Source organism: Flavobacterium sp. P21 (assembly GCF_050632225.1).
In the GTDB taxonomy this organism is placed as follows: domain Bacteria; phylum Bacteroidota; class Bacteroidia; order Flavobacteriales; family Flavobacteriaceae; genus Flavobacterium.
In genome coordinates this window covers 41,237-62,658 of sequence record NZ_CP192585.1, presented here as the reverse complement: position 1 = coordinate 62,658, position 21,422 = coordinate 41,237, and the positions used below count along the sequence as shown (strand labels likewise).

Genomic DNA, 21,422 nt, shown 5'->3' with positions numbered 1-21,422 from the left:
GTAAAAGTATAAAAATAAATGTTAGACGAACAAACCTTTAACATTAGCGACGAATAATTTAACAGCAATTGCTAAAAGTATGACGCCAAATGTCTTGCGGACTACTCCCAGTCCATTTTCTCCCAATAGATTTTCGATTTTCTTTGAAGATTTTAAAACAATGTAAACCAATATGATATTCAGCAGAATAGCAATGATGATATTAATAGTATGAAATTGAGATCTAAGTGATAATAGAGTAGTCATGGTTCCAGCTCCGGCAATAAGGGGGAACGCTAAAGGAACGATAGAAGCTGATCCCGGTTCTTCATCACGATAAATACGAATTCCTAAAATCATTTCCAAAGCAAGAAAAAACAAAACAAAAGATCCCGCAACAGCAAACGAATGAACGTCGATGCCAATTAAGTTCAGCAAACCTTCCCCAACAAAAAGAAAAACAATCATGATGGCACCTGCGACAATTGAAGCTTTTTCAGAGTCAATGTGGCCAACTTTCGCTCTTAAATTTACTATAATCGGAATTGAACCGACAATATCGATTACGGCAAAAAGCACCATACCAACAGTAATGATTTCTTTGAAATTGATTTCTAACATATCACTTTGATTTTTAGGGTTTAAAAACTGCTCGCAAAAGTAGTTAATAAAGTTAGGTGTTTTTTCGTTACAATGTATTTTTGTTATAAAAATATGTTTTAGAGGTTAAAAAAGTGATATTTGTAACAATTATGATTTTTGCCACAGAGTTTCGCAAAGATTTTCCGCAAAGATTCGCGAAGTTTAAATTATAATAAATGAAAAATAGAATTGTTTTCTGTGAATCTTTGCCAGAAACCTTTGCGAATCTTTGCGGTACATTTTTTATCTGCTTTCTTTGACTATCTTTGCACTTTATAAATTACAGTATTTTAGAATCATGTTTCAGTTAGGTAAAACTATTATTTCAGAAGATATTCTGGAGAAAGAATTTGTATGCAACTTGTCTGCTTGTAAAGGAGCTTGTTGTGTTGATGGAGATGCGGGCGCGCCTTTGAATGAGGCTGAAACTAAAATCTTAGAAGAAATCTACCCAAAAGTGAAGCCTTTTTTAAGAAAAGAAGGAATTGCCGCTATTGAAGCGCAAGGAACTTGGGTAAAAGGAACCGACGGCGATCTTGAAACGCCGCTTATTGATAATAAAGATTGCGCTTACGTAATTTTTGATGGGAAAACTGCGCTTTGCGGCATTGAACAAGCTTACAATCAAGGAATCGTTGATTGGAAAAAACCAGTTTCTTGTCACTTATATCCAATCCGTGTAAAAGACTTTACCGAATTTGCGGCTGTCAATTATGATAAATGGGATATTTGTGATGATGCCTGTTCATTGGGTAAAGAATTGGAAGTTCCAGTTTACAAATTCGTAAAAGAAGCTTTGATTCGCCGCTTTGGTGAAGATTGGTATTTGGAGCTTGAAAAAGTCGCCGAAGAACTTAAAAATTCTTAATAAATCTGCGGTCATCCGCTGTACTTGAGATTGCTTAAGTTTTAGTTGAAAAAACAAAGCTTGAGCATCAAAAAAACTTTTAAAAACAATTAAAAAATTCTTGCTTTTTATTTCAAAAAGTCTATATTTTACAGCCCTTCGAGATGTAAAATAGGGCTTTAAAACGTTCATTTACAATAAATTAATTATTGTCTGAAAAGTTTGTCGCTTTTGGGGTGTTGTTAAAAACTACGCCCGATTGTGAATAAGTTTGACTTTTATTTTTGGCAACAATTGACAATCTTTGTAGTGTACTGAAAAAGCAAAATTTTGGTATAAAAATTAAACAAAATTGTCATGTCGCAAATAGAGCCAATCTTACAAGAAAATAAAAATCGTTTCGTTATTTTTCCTATCAAACACCATGATATTTGGGAATGGTATAAAAAAATGGAAGCTAGTTTCTGGACTGCTGAAGAAATCGATTTGCACCAAGACTTGACAGATTGGAATAACAAACTTAATGACGACGAAAGATATTTCATTAAGCATATTTTAGCATTCTTTGCGGCTTCTGACGGAATCGTAAATGAAAATCTGGCTGAGAACTTTGTAAACGAAGTTCAATATGCTGAAGCTAAATTTTTCTATGGTTTCCAGATCATGATGGAAAACATTCACAGTGAAACATATTCTTTATTAATTGATACGTACGTTAAAGACGAAGCAGAAAAAACAGAATTGTTTAATGCTCTAGAAGTATTTCCTGCAATTGCTAAAAAAGGAGAATGGGCTTTAAAATGGATCGAGTCTGATTCATTTGCTGAAAGACTTATTGCTTTTGTCTGCGGTTGAAGGAATCTTTTTCTCAGGAGCTTTCTGTTCAATTTATTGGTTGAAAAAACGTGGTTTGATGCCAGGTTTGACTTTCTCTAATGAGTTAATTTCTCGTGACGAAGGTGTACACTGTGATTTTGCAGTTCACTTGCATAATCATCACTTGGTTAACAAAGTTCCAAAAGACAGAATTAAAGAAATCATTGTTGATGCCCTAGATATCGAAAGACAATTTGTTACAGAATCTCTTCCGGTGAGTTTAATTGGTATGAACGCTACTTTAATGACGCAATATTTAGAATTTGTTGCCGATAGATTATTAGTAGAATTAGGTTGCGAGCGTGTTTATGGATCAGCGAATCCGTTTGATTTCATGGACATGATCTCTCTTCAAGGAAAAACCAATTTCTTTGAAAAACGTGTTGCAGAGTATCAAAAATCAGGTGTAATGAACACAGATAGTGATGCTCAGAAAATTTCATTTGATGCAGATTTTTAGACAACAAAAATACTTTTAGCGTTTACTCTTCTTCAGGAGGTGCTGAAAAAAGATTAACAGAATATTTTAAGGTTGAATCTCTTTCCCAAATCGCAGATTCAATAGCAATTTTTGACGTATTTAAGTTCGATTTCCGAATTTGAAACGGGTAACTATTGAGAATTTGACAATTCTCTAAAATTAATTTTAAAACACGCAATGTTTAAGTGCTGGAGTTCGTTCTCTAGGTACTTTCATTTTTTCAATAACTATAAATAGTAAGCTTATGTATGTAGTAAAAAGAGATGGCCACAGAGAGCCAGTAATGTTTGATAAGATTACAGAAAGAATCAAAAAATTGTGTTACGGCTTGAATGAGCTTGTAGATCCAGTAAAGGTAGCCATGAGAGTTATCGAAGGATTGTATGATGGGGTTTCTACTTCTGAACTAGATAATCTTGCGAGCAGAAACGGCGGCTTCTATGACTATTGCGCATCCAGATTATGCTCAATTGGCGGCGCGTGTGGCAATTTCGAATCTACATTCAAATACTAAAAAATCTTTCTCTGAAACGATGAAAGATATGTACAATTACGTAAATCCAAGAAACGGACAAGATGCGCCGTTAATTGCTGATGACGTGTACAAAGTAATTCAGGAAAATGTCGCTTTTTTAGATTCTCATATTATTTATACAAGAGATTTTAATTACGATTACTTTGGTTTCAAAACTTTAGAGCGTTCTTATCTTCTTAAAATAAACGGAAAAATCGTTGAGCGTCCGCAAGACATGTTAATGCGTGTTTCTGTTGGTATTCACTTAGACGATTTAAAATCAGTTATTGAAACATACGATTTAATGTCTAAAAAGTTCTTTACGCATGCAACGCCAACGTTGTTCAATGCAGGAACTCCAAAACCTCAAATGTCTTCTTGTTTTCTTTTGGCAATGCAAGATGATAGTATTGATGGTATTTACGATACATTAAAACAAACAGCAAAAATCTCGCAATCAGCGGGAGGAATCGGACTTTCTATTCATAACGTACGTGCTACAGGATCTTACATTCGTGGTACAAACGGAACTTCAAACGGAATTGTTCCGATGTTGAGAGTGTTCAATGATACTGCTCGTTACGTAGATCAAGGTGGAGGAAAACGTAAAGGAAGTTTTGCGATTTACATCGAAACTTGGCATGCTGATATTTTTGAATTCTTGGATTTAAAGAAAAATACTGGAAAAGAAGAAATGCGTGCGAGAGATTTATTCTTCGCAATGTGGACTTCAGATTTATTCATGAAACGTGTTCAGGAAGATTCAACTTGGACTTTAATGTGTCCAAACGAATGTCCAGGATTATATGATGTTTACGGAGATGAATTCGAAGCACTATATACAGATTATGAATTTAGAGGAAAAGGTAGAAAAACAATCCGTGCTCGTGAATTATGGGAGAAAATCCTTGAATCGCAAATCGAGACTGGAACGCCATATATGTTGTACAAAGATGCGACAAACCGTAAATCGAACCACAAGAATTTAGGAACTATTCGTTCTTCTAACTTGTGTACAGAGATTATGGAGTTTACTTCTAAAGATGAAATCGCAGTTTGTAACTTGGCTTCTATTTCGTTGCCAATGTTTATCGAAAACGGAAAATTTGATCATGAAGCACTTTACAACGTTACAAAACGTGTAACTCGTAACTTGAACAAAGTAATCGACAGAAACTACTACCCAGTAAAAGAAGCTGAAAATTCTAACATGCGTCACCGTCCAGTTGGATTAGGAGTGCAAGGTTTGGCAGATGCTTTTATTATGTTGCGTATGCCGTTCACAAGTGATGAAGCAAAAGCATTAAATCAAGAAATTTTCGAAACATTATACTTCGCCGCTGTAACTGCTTCTATGGAAATGGCAAAAGAAGAAGGACCATATTCAACTTTCGAAGGTTCGCCAATGTCACAAGGAGAATTCCAACACAATATGTGGGGAATGAAAGATGAGGAATTATCTGGTCGTTGGGACTGGGCTCATTAAGAAAAGAAGTTATGGAACATGGAGTTCGTAACTCATTATTAGTGGCACCAATGCCGACTGCTTCAACTTCGCAAATTCTTGGAAATAACGAAGCTTTCGAACCTTATACTTCAAACATTTATACGCGTCGTGTATTATCTGGAGAGTTTATCGTGGTAAACAAACATTTACTAGAAGACTTAGTAAAACTAGGTTTATGGAACGAGTCATTGAAACAAGAAATTATGCGTCATAACGGATCTGTTCAAAATATTGATATTATTCCGCAAGACTTAAAAGATCTTTACAAAACAGTTTGGGAAATGTCGATGAAAGATATTATTGATATGTCTCGTCAGAGAGGATATTTCATAGACCAATCTCAATCATTGAACTTGTTCATGCAAGATGCAAACTATTCTAAATTGACTTCAATGCATTTCTATGCTTGGCAGTCTGGTTTAAAAACAGGAATGTACTACTTAAGAACAAAAGCGGCTGTAGATGCGATTAAATTCACATTAAACAACGATAAAAAAGAAGAAACGGCTCCGTCATTAGTTCAGGAAACTGAATCAATCAGTGTTGAGGATTATAAAGCGATGCTTTTAAAAGCACAAGCGGCAGATCCTGAGGATTGTGAGATGTGTGGGTCTTAGTTCCTTTTTTAGAAGAAAGAAAATAGAATAAAGAAACAAGATTTGTTTCTACGTTATAGAAAGCAGTTATTGTAATGGTAACTGCTTTTTTTTTTCAAAAAGAAATGTTTTTTAATTGGGATTATAAAATAAATAATAAAAGGATAAATTATAAATGAAAGAAATAAATAAATCGCCTTTGCCTTATTTAGGATTTGATGAAGAGTTTAATAGTTATAAAGTTTTTTTTGAGTCAATATTTAAGGAAAAGTGTGAAAATATAATTCAAAAAAAGAATCTTGAAAATTTTACTATTGAATGTAAATTAAGTAACGTAAATGAGCCTTTCATAATAAAAGCAGAGAAAGAGTTTTGTGTAATTGTTTTGAATTTTAAACAATTTCCTAATGAGGATGATTTTGTAGAAGTAGTTAGTAATGTTTTAAACAAGGCATTCTCGTACGATTAAGTGCGGTTACATAAAAGAAAGAATTCGCATATGAATTTCTTATAATATAGCCCGTGGTTTCAACCACGGGAACACAATGCATTTCCCCAATCCGTTTCCCGTGGTTGAAACCACTGGTTATATTCGATTATGATTATTCAATATTGTGAAAATAATATTTCCAAAAAAATCACGTTTAGATTATTACCAAAGATTTTTAAAACTTAGTATTCCACTTAACTAAGTAATATAGAGACTTTCTCTAAATTAAACCTTTACGAGAAAGCAAAGTCTTATTGTAATAATTTCTGAATTATGAAAAAAGCAATCTTTGGTCACTGCGATTGGGTTTTTCTGGAAAAGAATCTGATAAAATTGAAAAACTAGGATTAGAGAAATTTCTAAAACATTCCTATGATTCAAAATTTGATAAACAACTTCCTGCTTTTTTAGAAGACGATCCCAAAACACTTATCGAATTAAAAGAATTTAAGCAAGCCATAAAAGATGCTGATTCTGACGCAAAAAAGAAAATTCTCAAAAAAGAAATTTATTCGGCCATTGAATTAAGAAGATGGTGGATTAATAAAATGCGAACAGATGAATTTCCGCTTCGCGAAAATATGGTTGTTTTTTGGCACAATCACTTTGTTTCAACTTCGCAAAAAGTAAAAGTCAATTATTGGATTTATCAGCACAATATGATTTTGCGTGAGCATGCTTTTGGCAATTTTAAAGAATTGACCAAACAAATCATCAAATCAAATGCGATGATAAAGTATTTAGACAATGTCGACAATAAAAAAGGCAAATACAACGAAAATTTAAGCAGGGAATTATTAGAATTATTTACTATCGGAATTGGAAACTATTCTGAAAGCGATATCAAAAACGGTGCAAAAGCTTTAGCTGGATTAAATTATGGAGATGAAGGTGGCGTTTATAGAAAACTTCCAGAAGATAACAGCGATAAAACCTATTTCGGAAAAACAGGAAACTGGAAAGCAGACGATCTTGTTGATATTATTTTCGAACAGAAAAATACGCCTTATCTCATTACTAGGAAAATTCTAAAATGGTTTATTTATGATAATCCGCCCGAAGATTTAGTGACGTATTATGGAGATTATTTCCGAAAGAAAAACTTCGAAATCCAACCTTTGCTGACAAAAATTTTTACCGAAGAATATGCCAAAGAGAATTCAGGAAACAAAATCAAAGATCCATTAGTGTATATTATTCAGTTGATTGATGAATTGGAAGTAAAAGATTTTGACGATGCGATGATAGCGCTTTTTCTACGCCAACAAGGCATGGATTTGTACAATCAAGTAAATGTAAAAGGATGGGACGGTGGAAACTCTTGGCTGACTTCGCAAATTTATTTACAGCGAAATAATACATCTGATTTGCTTTGCGACGGAAGAAGTATTTCAAAGAAAGTATTAAACACAATGTCGGGAGAAGATGAGAAGCTAAAAGTAGAATTCGACAAAATTGATGTGAAAATTGATTTTGATTCTAATGGAAATAATAAAACAATCATTACTGAATTGTCAAACCGATTATTATTTGAGGTAAACGAGTCGATGCAAAAAGACATGGAAAATTTACTCAAATACGATTTTGACCCAAAAGAAGAACACGCCAATTTCGCCGTAATCCGATTGTTTAATTACATTACCAAATTGCCCGAATATCAATTAATTTAGAAAATAAGGAATCATGAATAGAAGAAGTTTTCTAACATTGACAGGAACTTTTACAGGCGGAATGCTTGTATTGCCTGATTTTTGCACGCTTTTGGTTCGCAAACCAATTTAGTTGTTGGCGAACAATGCATCGTTTTTGTACAATTGAACGGAGGTAATGACGGACTCAATACTTTTATTCCGTATGATGATCCTTTGTATTATGATTACCGAACGAAAATTGCATTAAATAAAGATTTGGTTATCGGAAAAAATAAAGGAATGGCGTTTCATCCTTCCTTAAAAGATTTTGCCCAAATGCAACAAAACGGAGATTTAACCGTAATTCAGAATGTGGGTTATCCGGAACCGATTCGTTCGCATTTTAGAAGTCAGGAAATTTGGCAGACGGCAACTGATTCAAATAAATATATAAATGAAGGCTGGCTCGGAAGATTTTTGGATTTGCAATGCAATGGACATCAGGCAACGGCGGGAATAAATTTAGATTCGATTGATAATTTGGCTTTAAAAGGAGTAGAACCTAATTTTATAACGGTAAAAGATCCGAATCGGTTTAAAGTCAAATCAAAAGAAGAAAATGTGACTTTATCTCAGAATCCGCATTTGGATTTTGTCCGAAAAATTGCCAATTCGGTTACAGAAGGTTCAGATGAAATTCAGAAAGCTTTAGCAAAATCAAAAACAGAAATCAGTTATCCAAAAACAGAATTATCGAAAAATTTAGAATGGATTGCAAGACTTATAAAAGGAAATCTAAATTCAAAAGTATATTACACATCGCTTAACGGATTTGATACGCACGATAATCAGCTTTCGATTCACGAGCGAAAATTGACAGATTTAAACGATTCATTATTTAGTTTTTATTCTGATCTAAAACAGTCACAATTATTGCAGAATGTCACAGTTGTAGTTTTTTCAGAATTTGGACCAAGAGTAAAAGACAACGGCAATGGAACCGATCACGGAACTGCGGCGCCAATGTTCATTATTGGAGGAAATAATAAAGGAACGATTTTAGGAAAAAATCCAAATCTCGCAGACTTAGATAACGGCGATTTAAAATATGAAATAGATTTTAGAAGTGTGTATGCTTCTTTATTAAAAGAGAAAATGAATTTCGATTATTCTAAAATAGGGATTTCGAATAAACCGGTTTCAGGATTGTTTTCTTAATAAAATCTTATGAATTGCCTCCGGCTTTAGCTGGAGGTGTTAGAAAAGAGTAAGATTGGGCTTTAGCCAAATAACTTCAAAGATTTTGGCTAAAGCCAGGAAAATACCAAGCCCTAAACCTCCACCTAAAGCTGGAGGCAATTCAGTCAAAATAAAAATAGTAGTAAAAAAACTTAGCGCCTTAGCCTCTCAGTACCTCATTATAAATATCTCATTTTAAGCCGATTTTTTTATATTATCATACAAAACCTGCTAAATTTGTTAAGAAATCCCTTTTTGTTTCATAAAATGCAATCTTTTTTTTGGTGCACTAAAAATAATTTATACATTCGCAGAGAATTTAAAACAAAACACAAACAAAATGGCAAGTAACCGTTTTTATTTTAGCAACAATTTTTATTTCTTCTTTAGTAGAAGTCAGGATTGTGCTATGGTTATTTGAGATAAAATTTAAGACAAATAAAACTAATATACAATCCTGATGCAAATCAGGATTTTTTTTGACTATATGACAACGAAAATTGCAATACAAGGTATAAAAGGATCATTTCATCATCAGGTTGTGAAAGAGTATTTCTCTGAAAATGTGGATATTGATGAATGTTTGTCTTTTGAAGAATTGATCGACAGCCTTATTGCCGGAAAATCTGATCAGGCGGTTATGGCGATCGAAAATTCAATTGCAGGGCCAATTATTCCGAATTATGCTTTGATTGATAAGAATAATTTACACATAATCGGAGAGCATTATTTAAACATTCAGCAAAATTTAATGGCTTTAAAAGGTCAGAAAATTGAAGATATAAAAGAAGTTCATTCGCACCCAATGGCACTTTTACAGTGTATGGATTTCCTGAAACAATATCCAAACATCAAATTGGTTGAGGATAAAGATACAGCCGAAACAGCAAGAAGAATTCAGGAAAAACAATTGACTGGAATTGCGGCAATTGCGAGTGTAACCGCTTCTGAAATGTACGATCTGGATATTATTGCATCATCGATTCAAACGATCAAAAATAATATGACTCGTTTCGTAATCATCAAAAAGCAAAATTCATTTTTGCCAGAAAGCGAAATCAACAGAGCCTCTGTAAAATTTGAATTAGATCATAAAAGAGGAAGTTTAGCGACTGGTTTTAAATGTAATGAGCGACTGCAAACTGAATTTGACAAAAATCCAGTCGCTTCCAAAAATCGAAACGCCTTGGAAATATTCATTTTTCGTAGATGTGACATTTGAGAAATACGAAGATTTCGCAAAAGCCAAAACGTTATTAAACATTATGGCAGAGTATTTTAAAGTGTTGGGAGAATATAAAAACACAAAACCTTTGACTGAGGTATAAAGTTGATTTTAGATTGAAGATTAACGAATTAAGATTTTAGATTGTCAGGCTGAGCGAAGTCGAAGCCCAGATTCCAATTGGAAAGCCCTTCGACTTCGCTCAGGGTGACAAGTCAAAAAAGAAAAGCATAAAGCTTACGGCCTAAAGCCTAAAGCAAAATATAAAGCAATAAAACAATGATTACAACAGCAAAACGATTAGACACAGTTGAAGAATACTACTTCTCATCAAAACTAAGAGAAGTTCGTCAGTTGATGTCTGAAGGAAAACCGATCATCAACATGGGAATTGGAAGCCCTGATTTGAGTCCGTCAAAAGCAGTAATTGAAGCAGTCGTCATGAAGCAATTCAAGACGAAAACGGGCATGGTTATCAAAGCTATCAGGGATTACCAGAAATGAGGCAGGCGATGGCGGATTTCTATCGTGATCAGTTTGGTGTTGAAGTGAATCCGAATAATGAGATTTTACCTCTTATGGGTTCAAAAGAAGGAATTATGCACATTTCGTTAGCATTTTTAAATGAAGGCGATCATGTTTTAATTCCGAATCCAGGTTATCCAACTTATACTTCGGTAACCAATTTGGTTCAGGCGGTTCCGGTTTATTATGATTTGAAAGAAGAAAATGGATGGGAACCAGATTTTGAAGCTTTAGAAAAACTAGACCTTTCGAAAGTAAAAATTATGTGGCTGGGATATCCACACATGCCGACAGGAGCTAGAGGAAGTTTAGCGTTATTTGAAAAATTGGTTGCTTTTGCTAAAAAACACAATATATTATTAATCAACGACAATCCGTATAGTTTTGTTTTGAATGATAATCCGATGAGTTTATTGCAGGTTAGCGGCGCGAAAGAGGTGGCTTTAGAATTGAATTCGCTAAGTAAAACTTTCAATATGGCAGGCTGGAGAGTCGGAATGGTTTTAGGAAATCCTGAAATTATCGATGCGGTTTTAAAAGTAAAAAGCAACATGGACAGCGGCATGTATTACGGAATCCAGAAAGGTGCAATCGCCGCGTTAAAATGTGATAAATCTTGGTTCGAAGACCAAAACAAAATTTACAGACGCCGTAGAGAATTGACGGAAAAATTAGCAGAAAAGCTAAACTGTAAAGTATATAAAGAAGGAGTTGGTTTGTTTGTTTGGGCAAAACTTCCGGAAGGAATCGAATCTTCAGAAAAGTTCATTGACGAAATATTATATGAGAAACATATTTTCATCACGCCGGGAACGATTTTCGGAAGCAACGGCGAAGGATATATCAGATTCTCATTGTGTGTGAAAGAAGAAAAAGTACAAGAAGCGATCGGCCGATTTTAGATTTTAGAATGTAGATTTTAGATTTCAGACTTTGCGAACCTTGCGTGAATTCTTTGCGGACTTTGCGGTTAAATTAAGGTTGGAATTTGGAATTTTAAAATTGGAAATTAAAGAAAAAGTATGAAAGTATACGTAATAGGAATAGGATTAATAGGCGGTTCGATGGTGCTGGACATCAAAGAGAAACATCCTGATTCGAAGATTTTTGGAATCGACAGCAACGAAAAACATTTGCAGGAAGCCATTGATTTAGGAGTTATCGACGAAGCAGGAAGTTTTGAAAATTTGGCTGATGCCGATTTTGTGATTGTTTCGGTTCCGGTAGATGTGGCGCTGACGGTTTTGCCAAAAGTTCTGGATTCGGTTGGAGATAAAACGATTGTTTTTGAAGTTGGATCGACTAAAAAACCAATTTGTGATGCAGTAGCCAATCACCCAAAAAGAAGAAATTTTATCGCTACACACCCAATTGCGGGAACGGAGTTTTCAGGACCTTCGGCGGCGATAAAAGGTTTGTTTAAAGGAAAAACAAATATTATTTGCGAAGTGGAAAAAACCACTTTTAAATTGCAGGAAAAGGCATTAAAGCTTTTCAGCGAAATAGGAATGAGGATTCGATATATGGACCCGACTTCGCACGATAAACACATTGCTTATGTTTCGCATTTGTCGCACATCAGTTCGTTTATGCTCGGGAAAACGGTAATGAACAAAGAAAAAGACGAACAAGATATTTTTGATATGGCGGGAAGTGGATTTGAAAGTACCGTTCGTTTAGCCAAAAGTTCGCCAGCAATGTGGACACCGATTTTTAAGCAGAATAAAGAACATGTTCTGGAAACATTAGAAGAATATATTTCAAATCTCAGTAGGTTTAGGGATTTGTTGAAAGAAGAAGATTATAATGCCATTTTTCATGAAATGGAAAGCACAAATAAAATAAAAGAAATACTAAACGGATTAACAACAACTAAAAAGTAAATTAGAATTAAGATGGAAAATAAGAAAGAAATGAGAAAGTGGTTAGAAGATTTCAATTTAAATCACCCACTTGTGATAGCTGGACCATGTAGTGCAGAAACTGAAGATCAAGTATTGAAAATCGCTCACGAATTAAAAGATTCAAAAGTAAGTGTTTTCAGAGCAGGAATCTGGAAACCAAGAACACGTCCAGGAGGATTTGAAGGTGTTGGAGAAATTGGATTAAAATGGTTACAAAAAGCAAAAGCTGAAACTGGTTTATTAATGGGAACTGAAGTTGCAACTGCGGCGCACTGTAAACTAGCTTTAGAACACGATATCGACGTATTATGGGTTGGAGCACGTACAACGGCAAACCCTTTCGCAGTTCAGGAAATTGCTGATACTTTAAAAGGAACTGATAAAATCGTTTTGGTTAAAAACCCTGTAAACCCAGATTTAGCTTTATGGTTAGGTGGTGTTGAGCGTTTGCACATGGCTGGAATCGAGAAATTAGGAGTTATTCACAGAGGTTTCTCTACTTACGAAAAAACAAAATACAGAAACATTCCAGAGTGGCAGATTGCTATCGAATTGCAAAATAAATTCCCTGATTTGCCATTAATCATCGATCCATCTCACATTACTGGAGATCGTAAAATGATTTTCGAAGTAACGCAAGAGGCTTTAGACTTGAACTACGATGGTATGATCATCGAAACGCACATCGATCCAGACAACGCTTGGTCTGATGCTCGCACAACAAGTTACTCCAGATGCTTTGAAACAAATCATAAAAGATTTGACTATCAGAAAAACGGATGATACTACAGATGAGTACAGCCAAAAAATGAAAAAACTAAGAGCTAACATCGATGTTTTGGATGCTAACTTATTAGAATTGTTAGGAAAACGTATGAAAGTAGCTGACGAAATTGGTCAAGTGAAAAAAGACGCTAACGTTGCGATTCTTCAAAACAACCGTTGGAACGAAATCTTAGGAAAAATGATTTTAGAAGGTGAGAAAAAAGGTCTTACTGAAGAATTCGTTTTAAGAATGTTCAAAGCGATTCACCAAGAAAGTATTGGACACCAAGAGAAAATTTTCAACGCATAATTTTCTTTAAAACATATAAGTGATATAATATAATTTAAGTCAAAATATAATTTGTTTTTAATTTTTGTTATATCACACATTTAAAAGTAGATTGTTTTTTTATATTAAATCCCCATTGCTTTCGGGCTTTGGGGATTTTTTTGTGCTTTTTAAATAGAAAATAAATCAGCTGATCTGCAAAATCAGCGAGAATAATTAATCGCCCGCAAATTTTACACTGCACATTAAGATGGATACGATTTTAGAGTTCTAATATTGTACTGATCAATTTAAATCGAATGCAGTATGCTTTATGTACTTTCTATCATAAGTATATAAAACATGTATTTTTTTATCGGTAGTCTGAATGATTGCCGGGTAACTGAATTCGCCTTTTTCCTGTTTTTCGAGATCAAATAATTTTTTCCAGTTCAGACCATCTTTTGAATATTCTACATCCAAAATATTTCTTCCGTTAAACCAGTCTTTTCCTTGCGGTAATGGATTATTTACCAATAAAAAAAGGTTTTTATTTATGGTCAAAGCATCTATTCCTGAATTGGAATTAATCACATTGATTGTATTGGTTCTAATCCAGCTTTTTCCGTTATCTCCAGACCAGCTAGAAACTATTTTATTGTGTTTGCTTCGGGATAACATCTGAATATCTGTTGTATTGTGAATTAAAAATGTCGGCTGAATGACATTAAAGTTCTGATTGTTTTCTACGGCAATTTTCTTCCAAGAATCTGTTGCTTCTGTATATTCTTCAACATGGATTCTCCATTCGTCAGTAGTAACACTTTCTGTACTGCTCCCACATAAAATTATGCCTGGAGTAGTTTCGATTGGTTTATTACGAATTGGCCCGTAAATTCCTTCTGGAAGATATTTTGGTTCTCCCCAAGTTGTTCCATTATCTTTGGAAACAATCATAGCACCAAACCATTCTCTCGGGTTTTTTCCTACTTTGTAAAACAAATACAAATTCTGACTTTTAGCTTTAAAAAGAACCGGATTCCAGCAAGGCAATGTATCGGCACCTTTTATTAAGGGCTGAATCAATTCTTTTGGCACCGACCATTTTTTATCTTTATAAGCTGAAATATAAATTCCGACATCTTTTGCTCCTTCATGTTTTCCTCCGAACCAAGTCGCTAAAATCTCATTTGGCCTGTATTCCACTAAAGTTGATGCGTGGCTGGCTTTCGTTACGGGTGGATCTGCAATATAACTGCTTTCTATATTAATTGCTTTTGTCTGTGCTTTCAATCCGTTGAAAATAAGAAAGATTGCCAATAAAGTTGTTATAGCACATTTTGTTTTTGATGTCATTTTATTCTTTTTTTCAGATGTTAAATGATGGATTTAAAAATCTGCATCATTTAATTATTATTTACTCGTTTACTCGCTGAATATAATTAAATAATTTGATTTTTGATATGATTTATAAGGTCTATAAAGATAAATTTATTGCTATATTGAGTTCAGATTAAACTGATAAAAATAAAATAATTATCTTCCCAACCTTTTGTTGTTTTTTGTTCTCTATAACAATATGAACCTTAATTTTTGTATCATGAAATTAAAATTGTTTTCGTCTGCGCCACGAATTTTTCAAATGAATTTGAATGTATTTCTTTTCTTTCTGGTTTTTATTGGAACAAAAACTTTTGCACAAAGTCCTGAGCTTACCGTGAAAGGTGAAGAAGCAGAAAAAGTGCGAATGAACAAGCTTTTTGTCAATGTAAAAGTGGTAGGAAACATCGCTTATACTACTGCTGAAATGCATTTTTTAATTCGGGTACACGCCAAATGGAAGCGGAACTTATTTTTCCGTTGCCAGAAAATGTTTCGGTTTCTAGATATGCGATTGATATAAACGGGAAATTACGCGAGGCCGTTCCAGTGAATAAAAATAAAGGAAAACAGGTTTTTGAAGCAATCGAACATCGTCGCGTTGATCCGGGATTGTTGGAGAAAGTCGACGGAAATAATTTTAAAACTAGAATTTATCCATTAATGCCAAATGGAGAAAGAACTGTTGTTATTGGTTATGAAGAAGAACTTTCGGCATTTGATAAAGATAATTTGACTTATCAGTTGGTAAGTCGATTTCCGAAAAAATTAGATCAGTTTGAAATCAATGTTTCGGTTTTAGGAGCTGAGTCAGCACCCATTGTAGCGGAGAGTTCAGAGAAAGAGATTGCGTTTTCAAAATGGAATCAATCTTTTCAAGCTTCTATTAAAAAAGAAAATTATCAGCCTGAGGAAAAAATAGTTCTTAAAATTCCAATTCAACAAAATATTCCAAGTGTTGTAATGCAAAACGCTGGCGGTCAATATTATTTTTATGGAAATGCTTTTGTTGAAGGAAATAAAAGCGCTAAAAAAACACCGGCTTCAATTGGTTTAATTTGGGATAATTCTTTGAGTTGCCAGAATCGTGATTTAAAAAAGGAATTGAATTTGCTGAATAGTTATTTTCAGAAGATAAAAAACACAAAAGTTACACTTTACTTTTTGAATTACACTTTTGAAAAACAACAGGAATATATTATTTCTAATGGAAATTGGGATGCATTAAAATCAGTTTTAGAAAAGACAAGATACGATGGCGGAACTCGTTATTCACAATTGAACTTTACGGCTCAGGATGAATATTTGTTTTTTACAGACGGATTATCATCTTTGAGTGAAAAACTTCTGCCAAAAACTAAAAAGCCAATTTATACGATCACATCTTCAGTTTCTGCTGATTTTGCTTTTCTGAATTTTTCGTCAACCAAAACTGGCGGTAATTTCATCAATTTAAATCAGATAAATGATGAAACTGCATTGGATAAATTAACGAATACCAATTTGAAGTTTTTAGGAATAAAAGAGAATTTGACAGTGACTGATTTATTTCCGATGGAAGGAACTTCGGTTTCTGGGAATTTCAGTTTTTCAGGAATTTCTTTAAATCCAAAAAATGAAATTACGTTATTATTTGGCTATAGTAATGAAGTTGTTTCAGAAAAGAAAATTACGCTTGATGCGACTGTTCAAAATTCTTCAGATATAAATATTGAAAAACTTTGGGCGCAGAAAAAAATCGCCAATCTTGAATTGCAATACGCTAAAAACGCTGATGAAATTGAACTTCTTGGGAAGAAATTCGGAATTGTAACCAAAAATACTTCGTTGATTGTTCTGGAAAATGTGAGAGATTACATCATGTATGATATTTTGCCACCAACGGAATTACGTGCTGAATTTGATCAAATCAAAAAACAGGAACGTGATGCAACTTTAGCTCAGCAAAAGAACAATTGGGAAAGTATTGAAAGTTATTTTAATGGATTAGATGTTTGGTGGGAAAAAATATTAAGTATTCAGGCCCTAAAAAAGTGGCAAAATCAAAAAATAGCAACATACAAAGATCAAATAATAATGTTACTGAGCCAGTTTTGCAAAGAAACACAAATGTTGTCGCTGGATTTGTTTCAGGTTTAATATTGGATCAAACAGGTCAACTATTGCCTGGTGCAAATGTTGTTTTAAAAGGAACAAGAACAAGAACCCAGACGGATTTTGATGGCAAATTTACTATACAGGCTCCAGCGAACAGTGAACTTGAAATTAGTTATATTGGTTTTGAATCTACTCAAATAAATGTGGGTAGAAATAATATGGTTACGATACATTTAAGAGAAAGCGCTAACAGATTACAAGAAGTTGTTACAGTAGGTTATGAAACCATAAAAGGAGATCCTGATGCCACTTTAACAATAGATGAACCAGTTGGTCGAGGAACGGCTGTCACTGTTGAGGAAGATAACAATGTTTATAAAATGGCTCCTCAAGATAATGCTACGCCAGTAGTTACTGAATTAAAAGACAAAAAAGTTGGCAGTGAAATTATAGAAGTTGCGGAGGGAACTCAAAGGAAAAGAGATCTTGTTGGTATTTCTGCTGGAAGCGCGGAAAAAATAAAGATGCTGTACAGGATTTAAAACCCGAAGTTGCAGGTCAGGTTGCAAAAACTATCCAAAGTGATACAAATTTAGATCGAGGATATTTAGACGATGACTCGAAAAAGTCTTTAATTATAGTTGATGGTCAGTTTTATGAAGGCGAATTGACCGATTTAAAATCAGATGATTTTGAAACAGTAGAGGTTGTGAAAGATAAGTCGAGAATTTCTGCTTATGGAAGTAGAGGAGCATATGGAGTTATTATTATTACGACGAAAAAGAAGTCTTCAAATAGTGGTGTTGTTCAAACAAAAAGTTGGAATCCAGATCGATTGTATTTAAAGGCGCTGGCTTCGGCATCAAAAGAAAAACAATATGATTTGTATTTCGAATTAAGAAAAGCACAAGAGAGAAACCCAAGTTTTTATTTTGATGTAGCACACTTTTTCTACAATCAAGGTGACGTTAAAAAAGCATTGCTGATTCTTAGTAATATTGCCGATTTAGGTTTAGAGAATCATCAACTTTATAAAACTTTGACTTATACTTTGCGTCAGTGGAAAGATTATGATGATGCCGTTTTTACCGCAAAACAAGTTGCAAATTGGAGAGAACACGAACCACAGAGTTTAAGGGATTATGCTTTAACTCTAGAAGATGCCGGAAAATACCAAGAGGCATTTAATGAATTAGTAAAATCACTTGAAGTGAATTATTACGGAGAAATGAGCGGGCAATATGAAGGTGTAGAAGATATTGTTTTAATGGATATTAACAGATTGATGATTGAACATCCGGGATTGAAAACAGGAAAATTAGACAAAAAGTATATGGCAAAAATGCCAGTTGATATCAGAATTATCATGAACTGGAACCAAATGGATGTTGATTTGGATTTGCATGTAATTGAACCAACAAATGAAGAATGTTATTACAGCCACACTTCTACACAAATTGGAGGAAGATTTTCTAAAGATTTTACAGAAGGTTACGGACCAGAGCAATATATAATTCGAAATGCGGTAAAAGGGAAATATCAAATCAAAACTAATTTCTTTGGCGAAACAACACTGACAGAAAACGGCCCGGCAACAATTTTGGTGGAAATTTATACAACAAAAGCTGGAAAAACATCAAGAACATTGAAAACAATTCAGTTAGGAAAAGTAAAAGAAAATGATGTTTTAGCTGAAATTATTTGGTAAAATTCAGAAATCCAAAGCTTAGATTTCAATTTTAAAAGGCGAAGTTGCGTTGTTCAATTCTAAAAACGTAATTTTGCCTTTTATTTTTTAGGTTTAAAAGCAATCTAAAATCTAAAATCAGAAATCTAAAGTATAAGAATGACAGGAACCGTTTATAAATCTACAGGAAGCTGGTACACCGTAAAATCTGAAAATGGAGATTTTATTGAATGCCGTATGAAAGGGAAATTTAGAATTAAAGGTATAAAAAGTACCAACCCAATTGCTGTAGGCGATATTGTGGATTATGAATTGGAGGAAACTTCAGATGCCGTTACAGGAATGATTCATAATATTCACGAAAGAAAAAATTATATCGTTCGTAAATCGGTTAACTTGTCTAAGCAGATTCATATTATTGCCTCGAATATCGATCAGGTTTTTTTATTGGTCACAATCGATAATCCGCCAACAACTACAAGTTTTATAGATCGTTTTTTGGTTACTGCCGAAGCATACGGAATTGAAGCGATTCTTATTTTCAATAAAATTGATACCCTAAATGATCAGACTTTAGACGATCAACTTTATCTGCAAGACATTTATTCTGAAATAGGATATAAATGTCTCCGAATTTCATCTACAGAAAATAAAGGTGTTGATAAACTGAAAGAAATGATGATTGGCAAAGTAAGCATGTTTTCCGGACATTCAGGAGTTGGAAAATCAACTTTGGTAAATGCGATGGAACCAAGTCTGCATTTAAAAACTACCGTGATTTCAGAACAAAGCAAACAAGGTCAGCATACTACTACTTTTGCCGAAATGTATGATTTGTCTTTTGATGCCAGAATTATCGATACGCCAGGAATCAAAGGTTTTGGAATTGTAGATATGGAACCGCAAGAAATCAGTGGTTATTTTCCGGAATTTTTCAAATTAAAAGATCAATGCAAGTTTAACAATTGTTTACATAAAGAAGAACCGCATTGCGCTATAAAAGCGACTTTGGAAAAAGACGAAATCGCATGGTCACGCTATAATAGTTATCTGAAAATCCTCGAAGGCGACGAAGAGCATTATCGTACCGATACTTATGGTGAAGATCGAGCGACGAGTGATGAAACACGTAAATAATTATTAATTGTGAATGGTTAATTGTTAATTATTGCTCGAAGAGAAAATAAAATTTTGTAAAATTCCAATCCAATTTGTAGAGATGCACTGCAGTGCATCTAACGTCTTGAAATTAAAATCTGTTTAATCCGTGTAATCTGTGGCTAATTAATTATGTCGCATTTAGATCAAAATAAAAAATGAAAGTTGTAATTCAAAGAGTTTCCGAAGCGTCAGTAACAGTTGACGGTCAAAAAACAGCCGATATTCAAAAAGGTTTATTGGTTTTAGTCGGAATTGAAGATACCGATACTCAGGAAGATATTGATTGGCTTGCCGGGAAAATCATTAAAATGAGAATTTTTGGCGATGAAAATGATGTCATGAATTGCTCCGTTCAAGATATTGATGGCGAAATTATTGCCGTTAGCCAGTTTACACTTCACGCTTCTACAAAAAAGGAAACCGCCCATCTTATATAAAAGCCGCAAAACCAGATTTCGCAATTCCTATGTATGAAAAATTCGTTTCGGCATTGGAAAAGGAATTTAATAAAAAAATCCAAACCGGAATTTTTGGTGCCGATATGAAAGTCAGTCTCTTAAATGATGGTCCCGTAACGATTGTTATGGACAGCAAAAATCGAGAGTAAAAAAATATAAACAAATGTTAAGAATTTCTGAAAATAATATATATTTGGAGAAATTACTTACTAATGAAAAACCCCTTTTTTGCGTTATTTTTATTCTTAACCACGCTTAATTTTTATGCTCAAAAAGCAAACTATACTGTTGCTACAATTCCAGATAGCTTAAAACAAAATGCAAATGCAGTTGTACGATTAGACCAAATGGATGTGAACATTGTTTCGCAACGAAGCATGATCGTCAAAAAGCAAAGAGTGGTAACTGTTTTAAACGACAAGGGACTTTCTGATATTGAAGCTTATGAGCACTACGACAAAACGACTTCAATAAATAGTATCGAAGCGATTGTTTATGATGCGGCTGGCAATGAAATCAAAAAAATAAAGCGAAAAGATTTTAGAGATCAAAGTGCAGTAAGCGGCAGTACGCTTTTCTCAGATAACCGAGTGGTTTATCTAAATTATACACCAGTTTCATATCCGTTTACGATTGCTTATAATTGTGAAACAGAAACTTCAAACACCGCTTTTTTACCGCGATGGTATTTTATAAGTGATTACAATGAAAGCGTTGAAAAATGTGTTCTAAATGTTGCTTTTCCAAGTGATTTAGGTTTTAAGAAAAAGGAATTTCAGTTTGCTGGATTTAATATAAAAAAACAGAGGAAACTGCTACAAAACTGAGCTATGTTGCATCGAATATTTTGGCACAAAAAGCCGAAGATTTGAGTCCCTCTCCTGGAGATTTATTTCCAAAAATCATAATGGGTTTAGAGAAATTTCATTTAGAAGGTGTTGACGGAACTGCAACAACTTGGGAAGCATTTGGAAAATGGTACGGAGAAAAGATTCTTGCTGGAACTACAACTTTGCCAGAAGAAACCAAAGCAAAAATGAAAGCACTTGTAGGGGATGAAAAAGATCCAATCAAGAAAGCAAAAATCATTTATGATTATGTCCAAAAAAATCACGTTATGTAAACATTGCAATTGGTATTGGCGGTTGGA

The 21,422-nt window shown here is 33.9% G+C and carries 13 protein-coding genes and 6 pseudogenes; 17 read left to right on the top strand and 2 right to left on the bottom strand.

Annotated elements, in window-relative coordinates; genetic code table 11:
• Positions 1-21: 21 nt before the first annotated feature.
• A complete protein-coding gene (locus tag ACQ9BO_RS00295; RefSeq protein WP_431243201.1) occupies positions 22-600 on the bottom strand; it encodes a MarC family protein in 579 nt (192 codons plus the stop codon).
• Between the two features lie 319 nt (positions 601-919).
• Between ACQ9BO_RS00295 and ACQ9BO_RS00290 the strand changes: the two genes are divergently transcribed.
• From ACQ9BO_RS00290 to ACQ9BO_RS00245, 10 genes and pseudogenes are all read left to right on the top strand, one after another.
• The gene (locus ACQ9BO_RS00290) at positions 920-1,489 is read left to right on the top strand and encodes a DUF3109 family protein (protein WP_320568974.1); all 570 of its coding nucleotides are present in this window, start codon (positions 920-922) and stop codon (positions 1,487-1,489) included.
• Positions 1,490-1,825: 336 nt separating this feature from the next.
• A pseudogene (locus tag ACQ9BO_RS00285) lies at positions 1,826-2,804 on the top strand (ribonucleotide-diphosphate reductase subunit beta).
• 265 nt (positions 2,805-3,069) lie between these two features.
• Positions 3,070-5,463, top strand: a pseudogene (locus tag ACQ9BO_RS00280) (ribonucleoside-diphosphate reductase subunit alpha).
• 154 nt (positions 5,464-5,617) lie between these two features.
• Positions 5,618-5,911, top strand: a complete 294-nt coding sequence (locus tag ACQ9BO_RS00275; RefSeq protein ID WP_431243200.1) for a hypothetical protein — start codon at positions 5,618-5,620, stop codon at positions 5,909-5,911.
• Positions 5,912-6,234: 323 nt separating this feature from the next.
• Complete coding sequence (locus ACQ9BO_RS00270) at positions 6,235-7,602, top strand: DUF1800 domain-containing protein (protein ID WP_431243199.1); 1,368 nt, start codon at positions 6,235-6,237, stop codon at positions 7,600-7,602.
• A gap of 81 nt (positions 7,603-7,683) precedes the next feature.
• A complete protein-coding gene (locus tag ACQ9BO_RS00265) occupies positions 7,684-8,781 on the top strand; it encodes a DUF1501 domain-containing protein (RefSeq protein ID WP_431243198.1) in 1,098 nt (365 codons plus the stop codon).
• A gap of 508 nt (positions 8,782-9,289) precedes the next feature.
• A pseudogene (locus ACQ9BO_RS00260) lies at positions 9,290-10,130 on the top strand (prephenate dehydratase).
• Positions 10,131-10,306: 176 nt separating this feature from the next.
• Positions 10,307-11,454, top strand: a pseudogene (locus ACQ9BO_RS00255) (pyridoxal phosphate-dependent aminotransferase).
• 120 nt (positions 11,455-11,574) lie between these two features.
• On the top strand, positions 11,575-12,435 hold the full coding sequence (locus ACQ9BO_RS00250) for a prephenate dehydrogenase (protein WP_431243197.1): 861 nt from the start codon (positions 11,575-11,577) through the stop codon (positions 12,433-12,435).
• Positions 12,436-12,447: 12 nt separating this feature from the next.
• A pseudogene (locus tag ACQ9BO_RS00245) lies at positions 12,448-13,531 on the top strand (chorismate mutase).
• 264 nt (positions 13,532-13,795) lie between these two features.
• Here the strand turns inward: ACQ9BO_RS00245 and ACQ9BO_RS00240 are convergent.
• Positions 13,796-14,845, bottom strand: a complete 1,050-nt coding sequence (locus ACQ9BO_RS00240) for a sialidase family protein (protein ID WP_431243196.1) — start codon at positions 14,843-14,845, stop codon at positions 13,796-13,798.
• Positions 14,846-15,325: 480 nt separating this feature from the next.
• Here ACQ9BO_RS00240 and ACQ9BO_RS00235 point away from each other — a divergent pair, with 480 nt between their 5' ends.
• The 7 genes and pseudogenes from ACQ9BO_RS00235 (at position 15,326) to ACQ9BO_RS00205 (ending at position 21,395) form a co-directional block, all read left to right on the top strand.
• Positions 15,326-17,008 carry a VIT domain-containing protein gene (locus tag ACQ9BO_RS00235; protein WP_431243195.1) on the top strand — a complete coding sequence of 561 codons (1,683 nt, stop codon included), beginning with the start codon at positions 15,326-15,328 and terminating at the stop codon, positions 17,006-17,008.
• Positions 16,963-17,508, top strand: a complete 546-nt coding sequence (locus ACQ9BO_RS00230; RefSeq protein ID WP_431243194.1) for a carboxypeptidase-like regulatory domain-containing protein — start codon at positions 16,963-16,965, stop codon at positions 17,506-17,508. The genes ACQ9BO_RS00235 and ACQ9BO_RS00230 overlap by 46 nt, the downstream gene beginning before the upstream one ends.
• Before the next feature lie 125 nt (positions 17,509-17,633).
• On the top strand, positions 17,634-18,674 hold the full coding sequence (locus ACQ9BO_RS00225) for a hypothetical protein (RefSeq protein WP_431243193.1): 1,041 nt from the start codon (positions 17,634-17,636) through the stop codon (positions 18,672-18,674).
• Between the two features lie 138 nt (positions 18,675-18,812).
• Positions 18,813-19,790, top strand: coding sequence for a ribosome small subunit-dependent GTPase A (gene rsgA, locus ACQ9BO_RS00220; RefSeq protein WP_431243192.1), 978 nt, complete (start codon positions 18,813-18,815; stop codon positions 19,788-19,790).
• 179 nt (positions 19,791-19,969) lie between these two features.
• A pseudogene (gene dtd, locus ACQ9BO_RS00215) lies at positions 19,970-20,421 on the top strand (D-aminoacyl-tRNA deacylase).
• A 63-nt stretch (positions 20,422-20,484) separates the two neighbouring features.
• Positions 20,485-21,099, top strand: coding sequence for a DUF3857 domain-containing protein (locus ACQ9BO_RS00210; RefSeq protein WP_431243191.1), 615 nt, complete (start codon positions 20,485-20,487; stop codon positions 21,097-21,099).
• A 20-nt stretch (positions 21,100-21,119) separates the two neighbouring features.
• Positions 21,120-21,395, top strand: coding sequence for a hypothetical protein (locus ACQ9BO_RS00205; protein WP_431243190.1), 276 nt, complete (start codon positions 21,120-21,122; stop codon positions 21,393-21,395).
• The last annotated feature ends 27 nt before the right edge of the window (positions 21,396-21,422 follow it).

Coding starts and splice junctions, on each gene's coding strand:
- ACQ9BO_RS00210 (WP_431243191.1), top strand. CDS start 20,485: ATGAAAAACCCCTTTTTTGCGTTATTTTTATTCTTAACCACGCTTAAT.
- ACQ9BO_RS00295 (WP_431243201.1), bottom strand. CDS start 600: ATGTTAGAAATCAATTTCAAAGAAATCATTACTGTTGGTATGGTGCTT.
- ACQ9BO_RS00275 (WP_431243200.1), top strand. CDS start 5,618: ATGAAAGAAATAAATAAATCGCCTTTGCCTTATTTAGGATTTGATGAA.
- ACQ9BO_RS00250 (WP_431243197.1), top strand. CDS start 11,575: ATGAAAGTATACGTAATAGGAATAGGATTAATAGGCGGTTCGATGGTG.
- ACQ9BO_RS00240 (WP_431243196.1), bottom strand. CDS start 14,845: ATGACATCAAAAACAAAATGTGCTATAACAACTTTATTGGCAATCTTT.
- ACQ9BO_RS00235 (WP_431243195.1), top strand. CDS start 15,326: ATGGAAGCGGAACTTATTTTTCCGTTGCCAGAAAATGTTTCGGTTTCT.
- ACQ9BO_RS00290 (WP_320568974.1), top strand. CDS start 920: ATGTTTCAGTTAGGTAAAACTATTATTTCAGAAGATATTCTGGAGAAA.
- rsgA (WP_431243192.1), top strand. CDS start 18,813: ATGACAGGAACCGTTTATAAATCTACAGGAAGCTGGTACACCGTAAAA.